This window comes from Providencia hangzhouensis (assembly GCF_029193595.2).
Classification (GTDB): Bacteria; Pseudomonadota; Gammaproteobacteria; order Enterobacterales; family Enterobacteriaceae; genus Providencia; species Providencia hangzhouensis.
Genome location: NZ_CP135052.1, coordinates 3,501,177 through 3,512,854, shown reverse-complemented (window position 1 = coordinate 3,512,854; position 11,678 = coordinate 3,501,177). Strand labels below are relative to the sequence as shown.

Here is an 11,678-nt window from a genome sequence, read left to right as displayed (position 1 = left end):
AATTTTCAAGATTTATCTTAAATATCTTACTGAAAGTTTTTTCGGTACACTTACAATTATCTATAGTTATTTGTATTTATTAAGTTAAATTGCTTAAGTAAATACCGAAATAGCATTAAAAAAAGAGTAAAAAAAAGCACCGCGCGTTGGCGGTGCACTATATAAAATCACTATGGACAGACAGGGTAAATGTACAGGAAGTGAAAAAACAGTAGCTAAAGCTACAAAGGTCTGGTTCAACCAGACAACTTGCAAACACAACATCACAACCACAAAGCCAAAAGTTTCAAAGTAACTAAACTCTGTAACTTTTCGTTCCGGCTTAGGAAGTGTGCATACTATAGGTATTTACTAGCGTATCCTCAAGGGACAAATTATAATGCTTCGGATGAAAAAAACTAATGCATAACAAGATGCCAAGTAGAAGTGATTATGTCTAAAAGATTACCGCCCCTAAATGCACTGAGAGTCTTTGATGCTGCTGCTCGTCATTTAAGTTTTACTAAGGCAGCAGAAGAATTATTTGTAACTCAAGCGGCCGTTAGCCACCAAATGAAAAGTTTGGAAGATTTCCTTGGGCTGAAATTATTCCGTCGGCGCAACCGATCATTGTTATTGACAGAAGAAGGTCAAAGTTATTACCTTGATATTAAAGAGATTTTCTCTTCTTTAAACGAGGCAACGCGTAAGTTACAAGCCAGAAGTGCAAAAGGAGCATTAACGGTTAGTTTATCCCCAAGTTTTGCGATTCAGTGGCTGGTGCCAAGGCTTTCAGGCTTTAACCAGGCCTATCCAGGAATTGATGTGCGGATCCAAGCTGTAGATAGAGAAGAAGATAAATTGGCAGATGACGTTGATGTCGCTATTTTCTACGGTAAAGGTAATTGGCCAGGGCTAAGAACAGATAGGCTTTATGCTGAATATTTAATGCCGGTATGTTCACCATCTTTATTAACTGGAGATAGCCAACTAAAAATTCCTGAAGATTTAGCAAAACATACGTTACTTCACGATTCTTCACGAAGAGACTGGCAAGCATATGTTAAGCAACTAGAGTTACAAAATGTCGTTAATGTACAGCAAGGTCCCATTTTTAGTCATAGTGCGATGGTTATTCAAGCTGCTGTTCATGGTCAGGGAGTTGCACTGACGAATAATGTTATGGCTAAAAATGAAATTGACGCAGGGCGCTTAGTTTGTCCCTTTAGTGAGGTGTTAGTTAGTAAAAATGCATTCTACTTAGTTTGCCAAGAAAATCAGGCAGATTTAGGCAAAATAGCTGCATTTCGCCAATGGATTCTTGGGCAGGCGGCAAGTGAACAAGAAAAATTAGGTTTTATTACGGGTGACCAAGATGTGGCGCTTATTCAGTAATCAAGTATTTAAATAAAAGGTGTTACTGTGAATAGTCGTTTGATGTTAATTTTTGCAGGAATTAGTGGCTTCTTTACTGTTGCTTTTGGAGCTATTGGTTCACATGCGTTATCGTCAATTATGAGTGTCCATCAAATGGACTGGATTGAAATAGGGCTACGTTATCAAATGTTGCATACTGTTGCACTAATGGTGCTAGGGGCAATTTTATTACGTAAAATAATTCTGTGGTTCTATTGGTCAGGTGTGTTTTTCTCTGTTGGGATACTTCTTTTTAGCGGTAGCCTTTATTGTATGGCACTATTGCAGGTAAAATACTTCTCTTATTTTACGCCAATAGGTGGTGTATGTTTCCTAATTGGTTGGCTGTTAGTGGTTATTGGCGCTATGCGTCTAAGGAAATCGGCGTCACGCAATGAGTAATAAAATTGCACTATATTGCCGTCCAGGCTTTGAAAAAGAATGTGCAGCAGAAATTACAGATAAAGCAGGGCAAAAAGAAATTTATGGTTTTGCCCGCGTAAAAGAAAACAGTGGTTATGTTATTTTTGAGTGCTACCAAGCAGAAGATGCGGACAAACTCGCACGAACGTTGCCTTTTCGAGAATTAATTTTTGCTCGTCAAATGATTGTAATAGGGGATTTACTTAAGGATTTACCGCCTGAAGACCGTATTACCCCGATTGTAAATGCATTGAGTCAGCAAGTTGTGCGGGCAGGAGATCTCCGTGTTGAAGTTGCTGATACCAATGAATCGAAAGAACTCTTGAAGTTTTGCCGCAAGTTTACGGTACCTTTACGTAATGCATTACGTAAAGAAAAAATCTTATTGCCAATCGAAAACTTTAAGCGACCCGTTATTCATGTGTTCTTTATTGCCCCTGGTTGCTGCTATACCGGGTATTCGTATACCAATAATAGTTCAAATTTCTATATGGGGATCCCAAGGTTAAAATTCCCATCAGATGCACCGAGCCGTTCAACCTTAAAACTTGAGGAAGCTTTCCACGTCTTCATTCCTTATGAAGAATGGGAAGAACGTCTAGCTAGTGGGATGAAAGCTGTCGATCTTGGAGCATGCCCAGGGGGATGGACTTATCAATTAGTGAAACGCAGTATGATGGTGGATGCTGTAGATAACGGTCCAATGGCGGAAAGCCTTATGGATACAGGGCAAGTTAAGCATCACCGTGAAGATGGTTTTAAATTTAAGCCTACTTCCCATAATATTACTTGGTTAGTCTGCGATATGGTTGAAAAACCAGCTAAAGTTGCTGCGCTAATGACTGATTGGCTTGCTCAAGGTTGGTGCCGAGAGGCCATTTTTAACTTAAAATTGCCGATGAAAAAGCGCTATGAAGAAGTTTCACATATCTTAGAAAAGATGAAAGCACAGCTTAAAGAGCAAGGCGTTAATGTGTTGATTCAAGCGAAACAGCTTTATCATGACCGCGAAGAAGTAACTGTACATGTGATGAGGATATGGTCGGCAAATCCAATGGCACGTGAGTATTATTAATTTATAGAATCAGTCAATAAAAAAGCCACTTCATCATTAAGTGGCTTTTCTGTTTTCTATTAGTTGGGTGCATAACGCAACTGATTCAGATTCCCTCGTATCGCGATATCGGTTCTTAAAGTCGCAATATCTCGGCAAATCAATGCAATTTCCTGCTGATTGATGAGCTTTTTCTGCCATTTCTCTTCAAGGTTATCTAAATTGGCAAATATATTTTCAATAGAGTGATATTGTTGCAATAGTGTCGTGGCACTTTTAGGACCAATCCCTGCAACACCGGGAACTTTACTACTACTGATCCCTGCAAGCCCCCAATAATCAGGAAGTTGATTAGGAGAAACGCCAAATTCCTTTTCGATAAAAGGGATATCTAGCCAGCGCTTTTGAAAATAATCGCGAATTCTTAAGTTAGGGGAAAGTAGTTGGCAGTAACCTTTGTCTGTGGATACGATGGTAACTGTGTGCCCCGATCCCGCAATGCGTGTTGCTAAGGTAGCGGCTAAATCATCGGCTTCATCCCCTTCAGACTGCCAGCAGTGAACCCCTTTTTCTTTAAATAAGGCTATTAGGGTGGGGAGTTCAGCATGCAGATCTTCAGGCATAGGTTGTCGCCCCGCTTTATAATCGGGGAGTTTTTCATGGCGCCAGCTTTGGTGACGTCCTTCTTCATCAAACACTGCAACAATGTGCGTGGCATCAGTATGGGCGATCAACTGCGATATTGCAGATAAACAAGTTTCTCCACACGGGCTTCCTTGCACCGCGTGGATACGGCGTATTAAGTTTAATGCATCAATAATTAATAAGTGGATCATAAATACGCCATCATTTACTTATTTCACGATTTCATAGCAAGGTTCGTATGCCGTACCACCCGGTAATTTCATACGATGTTGCTCAACGAAGCCTTGTAATAACACATCCATACGCTTCATTAGCTCACTATCGCCGTGAATTTTGAATGGCCCATATTTTTCGATGGCTTTCATACCAAATTCCTTCACGTTACCAGCCACAATACCGGAGAAAGCGCGGCGTAAATCTGAAGCCAGTTTCTCAGGTGCTTGCCCTGGGTGGAGGTTCAGTGATGCCATATTTTCATGCGTTGGTTCGAATGGATGTTGTAAATTGTGAGCAATTTTAATTGACCAGTTGAAGCTATAGGCATCACCTGTGCTACGGCGATTTTCTTTAACTTGTGGCATGCTGCGTTTCATTACACGAGCGACTTCTTGAGCATCATCAATAATAATTTGGTAATGCTTACTGGCTTCATCACCTAAAGTGTGTCGAATAAAGTCGTCTAATACTTCAAAGTATTCCGCACTTTCTTTTGGGCCCGTTAAAATCAGTGGTAGAACTTGTTCACTGTTGGCTGGGTCCATTAAAATACCCAATAAATACAGTAACTCTTCGGCGGTACCGACACCTCCTGGGAAAATAATAATCCCATGACCTAATCGAACGAATGCCTCTAAACGTTTTTCGATATCAGGCATAATAATGAGTTCGTTCACTAATGGGTTTGGTGGCTCAGCTGCGATAATTGAAGGCTCAGTTAAGCCGATAAAACGGCTATTTTTGTATTGTTGTTGTGCATGGCCAACTGCTGCACCTTTCATCGGTGCTTCCATGGCACCCGGGCCACAGCCTGTACAGATATTTAGCTCACGCAACCCAAGCTCATTACCTACCTTACGGCCATATTGGTACTCAATTTCATTAATTGAGTGGCCGCCCCAGCAAACAATCATACTCGGGTCTTCATCGATATGCAGGGCACGGGCATTACGCAAGATAGAGAAAATCATATTGGTAATATGTGTGCCATTTTCGAGGTCTAAATTAAATTGTTCTTTGGCATGCGTAATTTGCGCATGGACGAATAGAATGTCACGCAATACGGCAAATAGGTTTGCTTGTAAGGTGCGAATAATTTTACCATCAACAAAAGCTTTTTCTGGTGGGTCGATAAGTTCAAGCTTAACGCCACGCTCACGGCGTAATACATTGATATCAAAATCTTTACTTTTTTCTAATAGCTCTTTACTGCTATCAGTTAAGCTGCCTGAATGCAAAACGGCTAAAGAACAATTTCGAAATAATTGGTACAAATCGCTACTGGCCGTGCGTTTTAGCATATCAACTTCAAGTTGAGAGAGTAGATCCATAGATCCTAATGGACTGATATGAGTAATCAAGTAGTACTCCTTTACCCCATGGGTTCTTGATATGTGAATTGTACTGCAAATGTATTAATTACACTTACTTTTCAACTATATATACTTATTGTCGTGATAAACGACCTAGTTCTGGCGTAAATTCTTCATTACTACGCCATGGGTTTATATCAAGCCCTCCACGGCGAGTATAGCGTGCATAAACACTTAATTTTTCAGGTTTACACAATTGCATAATATCAGTGAAAATGCGTTCAACGCATTGTTCGTGAAACTCATTATGATGGCGAAATGAGACCAAGTAGCGTAATAAGGCTTCACGATCAATTTTGGGTCCACAATAGTGGATCTGCACAGAGCCCCAGTCAGGTTGGTTGGTAATTAAACAGTTTGATTTTAATAAATGGCTCACTAACGTTTCGTCAACAACTTGTTGTTGGGTGCTATTCGCCAAATAATCTCGATTAAACTCATAATTATCAATATCAATCTCTTGTTCATCAATACATTCGCCAAGTAATGGCTGGATAGGTTGATGAGCAAAGTGCTCTAATTTATGAAGTGTAACGCTTACTTGGCCATTAGCACAGCGGCTTAAATCATTTTGCAAAGCGCTTCGCACATTTTCCCAAGTTTCAAAACGTGTTTGGTTAAAACTATTTAGGTAAAGCTTAAAGCTCTTAGATTCAATTAAGTTTTCGCTATTTGCATCAACACTAATCGAGCCTATTGCTACTTGGGGAACACCGCGCTGATTTAGCCATGAAAGCTCATACATTGTCCAAATGTCAGCACCGTGAAATGGAAGTGCTTTAGCGTGAATGGCTAAAGGGTCACGATTTAAGCTACGAGGGACAGCTTGTAATAATGTGGCATCATACTGATCATGATAATCCGTTTTCTTTCCAAGAGTTAAATTATTAAGTGCGGGATTATTCTGGTAGTGTGACATATAGGTCCTTATACTTCATAAACTGAAAATGAGGCTAATAGGTAAAATTGGGATATTTTCTTCGTCTGTGAACTTCTGTCATAATACCATTTATCGACAACATTGACGCCTTTCTCTTTAAATTGACGACAAAAAACACATAATTATGAATACTTCACATTCTGCCGCACTACATAATTTTACTCAGAAATATGTTTCACAATGGCACCAACAAACGGGGTTACCTCCCGCCTCAACAGACTTATATGGTATTCCATCGCCATGTATTGTCCGCACAGGTGAAAACTGGGTTTACTGGGAACCTCAACCATTTCCAATAAAGGATGCGAGCTTAGATAAAGTTGCGACAGCATTGGAGATTAATTTACAAGGTGATATCCATGTTTTTTATACTGCACAGCTTGCTGGCGATATGAAAGCCACATTTCGTGATATTACGTTGAGTTTAGTACAGGTGTGGAATGAAGATGATTTCATCCGTTTGCAAGAAAATTTAATTGGTCATTTAGTGACTCAAAAGCGTTTAAAACTATCACCCACGCTATTCATTGCAACGTTGGAATCAGAGATTGAAATGATATCAATGTGTAATCTCACGGGGGAAATTATATTAGAAAAATTTGGTAGTCAGGAAAGGCGTGTACTTTCTTCGAATTTAACAAGTTTTCTCGATGAGCTAGTGGTTGTTGTTGAGCCTCAGGGGTAAGTGTTTTTAAGCGGGTTTGTGTAAGTAAATGCCTACAATTAAGCTAAGTAATTTCTTAAAAAATGTTCTTTATATTGTAATGATAATTATTTAACTTTTAATTTCATGGCGTTACTATATGGTTTGTACTTTTTGCGTATTTTTACCGTGTTATTGTTTATTTTGCTAGGTTGTTTCATTAATAGATTTAATGCATTCTTATCGCGCTGGACAGGGTAAACTCGTTTAGCTTTTTATACCTTCATGTGAGGTGTAAAAATTGTTTAAAACAAGGCGATGGAACGCGATTAGGTGATAAATCTATAAATTTGTTTTAATCAACAGGATGTTGAATGACGGGAAGTCATTAGCAGGATGCGTAAATTTTAAAGTATGAGCCAGTCAGCTTCGGTTGACTGGCTTTTTTAGTTAATACCTATTGTAGCGGAGTGATGTGAAAAAATTAAAGATACTTTAATTTATTTAAATCAATGTTCTAATCTAATTGAATTTTTAGTTAGCGAAGCAATAATATCTTGGGTCATGGAATCTCGGAGCGCTTCTCGGCGGCGAAATTCAGCACGACGCTGGCTTTTCACTGACTCTATATCTCGTACGGGTTCTTGAATAGGTAATTGGAACCAACCATCAGGTGTTTTCGTGGCACCGCATTCTTGCCAAAACGTATCATAGCTTGATTTCAAATGCTGGCTCTTAATATGACACTGGTTTGAAATTCCTAATATTGATTTTACATCAAAGAAGGCTGCTATTGCATAAACCGCTGACATTAATAAATTTTTGGGCCTCATACCGTGCATTTGCTTAGTTATCAACCTAACTTGATCGACACTTTGTTCAGTGGAAGGGCCTTGCAAAGAGCACACGTACAATTGTCCTTCTGGGCCGAAGGAAAAACTCATTAAATAAATATCGTCACCGGTCTCATTTCTCAAGTGTAAAGTGAGGTCGCCTTCTCGAGGGTATTGAGAGTAAATCAATGTTAATTGAGCAAGCTCCCCTGATTTTAATTCAATGTTTGCCACTAGAAGCCCTTCTCGCTTAGCAGAAAACATAGCTTCAATAGCTTCGGGCTTGAATGTACTTTCAATTAAATTGAGCGTGTAGCTGGCGGTTGATAATTTTTGTTTTCCGCTCCAGCTTTTATGTAGATACTTATTTATAGGGCGTTCGATAAAATGAGGAACGCCTTCAATAACTGAAGAAAATTGCGCACTACGGTAGTTTTGGCACATAACTTGATAATGCTGATATTGTGACGAAGGTAGCTTTGAAATACGTATTTTTCTTTTTAATTCAATATAGTTAGAGTTTAAAGCTTTCCAGACTTTATTTTCCTTACGCCACTGTTTTAGTCGTCCCATAGATAAACCATTTTGTTGTTAATTATTCTGTAAGTACTAAATTGATAAAACATTTAATCTTACATGTGCTATCTGCAACAAAACATAAACGAATCTTATTAAATGAGTTGTTCGATTAATAGCTACGATAATAATTATTATCAATATGCAAAATAAATAAACTTGTATTTGCTAAGGCTTAACCCCATGTATCCGACAGAATTATGATAGAAAATACCGTATATTTGCTGCAGCCATCACTAAATGAGTTTAAGTATGAATATTGAACAACGTATTATTGAGAAACTTCGTCACTTAGAAGAGGAAATGAAATTAAAATCTCTTTGGAATGAACAGCCACCTTCCCCCGAGGCTTTTAACAGCGTAGAGCCTTTTTGTATTGATACGATGGAGGCTATAGAGTGGCTGCAGTGGATTTTAATACCTCGTCTACAAATGTTAATTGAACAAGGGGCTACGCTGCCAACTAATTTTGCGGTCGCTCCTTATTTTGAAGAAGCGTATAAGCATGATGAAGAAGAACAATATACTCTACTTATCAATTATTTGCGTGAGTTAGATGGTTTTTTCTCCACCAAGACCTGCGGGTAATTTATTGATGCTGGAAATTATTTATCACGATGAATATATGGTAGCGGTTAATAAGCCTGCTGGTATGTTAGTGCATCGCAGTTGGCTGGACAGTAAAGAAACCGTATTTGTGATGCAGACACTACGTGACCAAATTGGCCAGTATGTTTACCCCATTCATCGCCTCGATAGGCCGACATCAGGTATATTACTATTTGCGTTATCGAGCGACGTCGCAAGGCTGTTATCGGCTCAATTTGAAAACCATCAGTTAGAAAAAGTGTATCACGCTGTCGTTCGCGGTTATTTAACCGAAGAGCAAACCATCGATTACCCGCTATTAGAAGAGTTAGATAAAATTGCGGATAAACATGCATCACGTGAACCTGTTTTACAGGAATGCGTTACCCACTGTAAACCGATAGCGACAGTTGAATGCGCTATTGCGATTGGGCGATATGAAACATCAAGATTTAGTTTAGTTGAGTTAAAACCTGAAACTGGCCGTAAACATCAATTGAGAAGGCATATGTCTCATCTTCGTCACCCTATTATTGGTGATAGCAAGCATGGAGACTTACGCCAAAACCGAGGGGTGAATACGCATTTTTCAGTGTCTCGCCTGATGTTACATGCCAGCTTATTAAATTTAAATCACCCAATAACAAAAGAAAATATATCGTTAGTGGCTACGTGGGATACACAATGGTTATCATTAATTGAGCAATTTGGATGGTCAGATACAGTTGCAAAATTAGGGATAAACGTTATTAACTCATCAAGTTAACTATGAAATAGAGGGAATGTTATGTCAAAAATAGGCATTTTTGTTGGAACTGTCTATGGTAACTCTTTAGCTGTTGCGGAAACGGCACAAGAAATTTTAGAGCAGCAAGGGCATGAAGTGGTTGTTTTTGATGAGCCCACCTTGAGCGATTGGCAACTTTATAATTCAGGTAATGAAATTGCACTTATTGTGACTTCGTCTACAGGGCAAGGGGATATACCTGACACCATCGCTCCGTTATATAGTGAAATCAAAGATGTTGTCGGTTATCAACCTGATTTACGTTACGGAATAATTGCTTTAGGTGATAGCAGTTATGAAAGTTTTTGTGGCGCAGGTATTCGTTTCGATGAACTGTTAGCTGAACAATCAGCGACCCGTATTGGCGATATTTTATTTATTGATGCAATTGAGGTGGATGTTCCTGAGGAGTTTGCTAAGCCTTGGGTTGAAGCATGGGCGGAGCTGCTTTAAATGTCTGCACCGTAGTATTACCTATATTAATGATAAATATTGGCAGTGCTACGGCGCAGTAAATTAATCATTTCACCTGTAAATTATTTACGGGTCAATTTTTCTAGATCTGCTTCAATTTCTGCGATCTTATTTGAAACCACATGTTCAAGATGGCGTAAGTCATCGAGAATTTTGTGTTTTAAATCAATGTCAGTTTGATCTGTTTGGCAAATTTGATCTAGTTCTTCAATGGCGTAACGTAGGTTAGTGTTAATTTCATTAATTTCTTTGAAATTATTATTACCATCCGCAATAGTTTTACGCTGGCGTGGGTATTTAAATTTTACGCTTTTAGCGAAAAACTCCCCTTTATCTTTGCGAAAATAAATTTTTAAAATGTCATTATTCGCTTCTTGGCGTAAGGTGTAGCGGTCAATATCTTGAGGGTTACTGATGCCTAAACTTTTCAAATTATCGTACATGTTAGCTCGCTTTACTGTAGAGACAGAGTCGGTGAACAAAGTGATAGTGTGAGCAGGCCGTAACAATATCGGTCTATTTCTCGTTAATAAGCTATCTATCCCATTCGTTTGGGTGATAGATATAATGATGTTATTACACAAACAGCATCATTATAATGAAAAATAAAATAATACAGTTTTATTAGAGGTAAACGGCAAAAGCCACGGACATATTATGCGCGATTTGTAGAAATTGACAAACTTCTCTTTGCAATTAATGCGCTAATATTAAAAGGTAACACTGATATGGCCACCCGAGTTGCATACGGGGGTATGCGATTCGGGATAGCTTTAGTTTTTTAACCTAATTACAGTGGTTCACTATAAAAGTTTATTATAAAAACCAGTAACAGGTTTGGCGTGAGATTTTAGGCGTTTAATTACTCATCAATCGTTCTTAATAATTCATTAATACCCACTTTACCGCGAGTTTTCTCATCAACTTTTTTTACAATGACGGCGCAATACAGGCTGTAGCGACCATCTTTAGATGGCAAATTACCTGAAACAACTACGGAGCCAGCAGGGACTCGGCCGTAATGAATTTCACCTGTTTCACGGTCATAGATTTTGGTGCTTTGCCCCAGATAAACCCCCATTGAAATAACGGAACCCTCTTCAACAATCACCCCTTCGACCACTTCAGAACGAGCACCAATAAAGCAGTTGTCTTCAATAATTGTTGGGCTAGCTTGCAATGGCTCTAATACGCCACCGATCCCTACACCACCAGATAAATGCACGTTTTTACCAATCTGTGCACATGAACCAACGGTTGCCCATGTATCTACCATTGTGCCTTCATCGACGTAAGCACCAATATTGACATATGACGGCATTAATACGCTATTTTTAGCGATATAAGCGCCTTTACGAACAGCGGCAGGAGGAACAACTCGGAAGCCTTCTTTTTCGAAGCGAGCTTGGTCATAATCCGCAAATTTCATTGGAACTTTATCGAAATAACGGCTTTCTGCACCGTCAATCACTTGGTTATCTTGAATGCGAAATGATAACAAAACAGCTTTTTTCAGCCATTGATGGGTAACCCAAACACCGGCAATTTTCTCAGCTACACGTAGTTCTCCGCTATCGAGTAATGCAATGGTATCTAACACGGCTTGTTTTACTGAGTTTGATACCGTATTTGGTGTGATACTGGCTCGCTCTTCGAACGCTTGTTCAATGATCGCTTGTAAATGCTGCATTGATTGTATTTTCCTCTTGAATGTTATAAAAAGTGAACGTT

At 39.0% G+C, this 11,678-nt stretch carries 13 protein-coding genes; 7 read left to right on the top strand and 6 right to left on the bottom strand.

Annotated features, from left to right (window positions below; all coding sequences use genetic code 11):
- Positions 1–432: 432 nt before the first annotated feature.
- Genes PZ638_RS15990 through rlmM form a run of 3 tightly spaced genes read left to right on the top strand, consistent with a single transcriptional unit; the run spans position 433 to position 2,893 of the window.
- Positions 433–1,374 (top strand): transcriptional regulator GcvA, encoded by a 942-nt coding sequence (locus PZ638_RS15990; RefSeq protein WP_004257564.1) that lies wholly within the window; start codon positions 433–435, stop codon positions 1,372–1,374.
- Between the two features lie 27 nt (positions 1,375–1,401).
- Positions 1,402–1,797 (top strand): DUF423 domain-containing protein, encoded by a 396-nt coding sequence (locus PZ638_RS15985; protein ID WP_004908716.1) that lies wholly within the window; start codon positions 1,402–1,404, stop codon positions 1,795–1,797.
- Positions 1,790–2,893 carry a 23S rRNA (cytidine(2498)-2'-O)-methyltransferase RlmM gene (rlmM, locus tag PZ638_RS15980; protein ID WP_094961128.1) on the top strand — a complete coding sequence of 368 codons (1,104 nt, stop codon included), beginning with the start codon at positions 1,790–1,792 and terminating at the stop codon, positions 2,891–2,893. The genes PZ638_RS15985 and rlmM overlap by 8 nt, the downstream gene beginning before the upstream one ends.
- A gap of 59 nt (positions 2,894–2,952) precedes the next feature.
- Here the strand turns inward: rlmM and xni are convergent, their stop codons facing one another.
- The 3 genes from xni to queF form a co-directional block, all read right to left on the bottom strand.
- Positions 2,953–3,708, bottom strand: a complete 756-nt coding sequence (xni, locus tag PZ638_RS15975; protein WP_094961129.1) for a flap endonuclease Xni — start codon at positions 3,706–3,708, stop codon at positions 2,953–2,955.
- 18 nt (positions 3,709–3,726) lie between these two features.
- Positions 3,727–5,094: a nucleotide 5'-monophosphate nucleosidase PpnN gene (gene ppnN, locus PZ638_RS15970; RefSeq protein ID WP_094961130.1), complete on the bottom strand. Its 1,368-nt coding sequence runs from the start codon at positions 5,092–5,094 to the stop codon at positions 3,727–3,729.
- 85 nt (positions 5,095–5,179) lie between these two features.
- The gene (gene queF / locus PZ638_RS15965) at positions 5,180–6,025 is read right to left on the bottom strand and encodes an NADPH-dependent 7-cyano-7-deazaguanine reductase QueF (protein ID WP_094961131.1); all 846 of its coding nucleotides are present in this window, start codon (positions 6,023–6,025) and stop codon (positions 5,180–5,182) included.
- Positions 6,026–6,170: 145 nt separating this feature from the next.
- Between queF and syd the strand changes: the two genes are divergently transcribed.
- Positions 6,171–6,731 (top strand): SecY-interacting protein, encoded by a 561-nt coding sequence (gene syd, locus PZ638_RS15960; RefSeq protein ID WP_094961132.1) that lies wholly within the window; start codon positions 6,171–6,173, stop codon positions 6,729–6,731.
- A 467-nt stretch (positions 6,732–7,198) separates the two neighbouring features.
- On the opposite strand, the gene PZ638_RS15955 is transcribed toward syd, so the two are convergent.
- Positions 7,199–8,095 carry a DUF535 family protein gene (locus PZ638_RS15955; RefSeq protein ID WP_094961133.1) on the bottom strand — a complete coding sequence of 299 codons (897 nt, stop codon included), beginning with the start codon at positions 8,093–8,095 and terminating at the stop codon, positions 7,199–7,201.
- 255 nt (positions 8,096–8,350) lie between these two features.
- Between PZ638_RS15955 and PZ638_RS15950 the strand changes: the two genes are divergently transcribed.
- The 3 genes from PZ638_RS15950 to PZ638_RS15940 are packed head-to-tail and all read left to right on the top strand — an operon-like array spanning position 8,351 to position 9,926.
- On the top strand, positions 8,351–8,686 hold the full coding sequence (locus PZ638_RS15950) for a YqcC family protein (protein WP_004257526.1): 336 nt from the start codon (positions 8,351–8,353) through the stop codon (positions 8,684–8,686).
- A 7-nt stretch (positions 8,687–8,693) separates the two neighbouring features.
- On the top strand, positions 8,694–9,452 hold the full coding sequence (gene truC, locus PZ638_RS15945; RefSeq protein ID WP_004257524.1) for a tRNA pseudouridine(65) synthase TruC: 759 nt from the start codon (positions 8,694–8,696) through the stop codon (positions 9,450–9,452).
- Positions 9,453–9,473: 21 nt separating this feature from the next.
- The gene (locus PZ638_RS15940; RefSeq protein ID WP_004257522.1) at positions 9,474–9,926 is read left to right on the top strand and encodes a flavodoxin; all 453 of its coding nucleotides are present in this window, start codon (positions 9,474–9,476) and stop codon (positions 9,924–9,926) included.
- Between the two features lie 83 nt (positions 9,927–10,009).
- On the opposite strand, the gene PZ638_RS15935 is transcribed toward PZ638_RS15940, so the two are convergent.
- Both PZ638_RS15935 and dapD read right to left on the bottom strand, forming a co-directional pair.
- Complete coding sequence (locus tag PZ638_RS15935; RefSeq protein WP_004908747.1) at positions 10,010–10,390, bottom strand: DUF3461 family protein; 381 nt, start codon at positions 10,388–10,390, stop codon at positions 10,010–10,012.
- 419 nt (positions 10,391–10,809) lie between these two features.
- Positions 10,810–11,637, bottom strand: a complete 828-nt coding sequence (gene dapD / locus PZ638_RS15930) for a 2,3,4,5-tetrahydropyridine-2,6-dicarboxylate N-succinyltransferase (protein ID WP_094961134.1) — start codon at positions 11,635–11,637, stop codon at positions 10,810–10,812.
- Between the last annotated feature and the right edge of the window lie 41 nt (positions 11,638–11,678).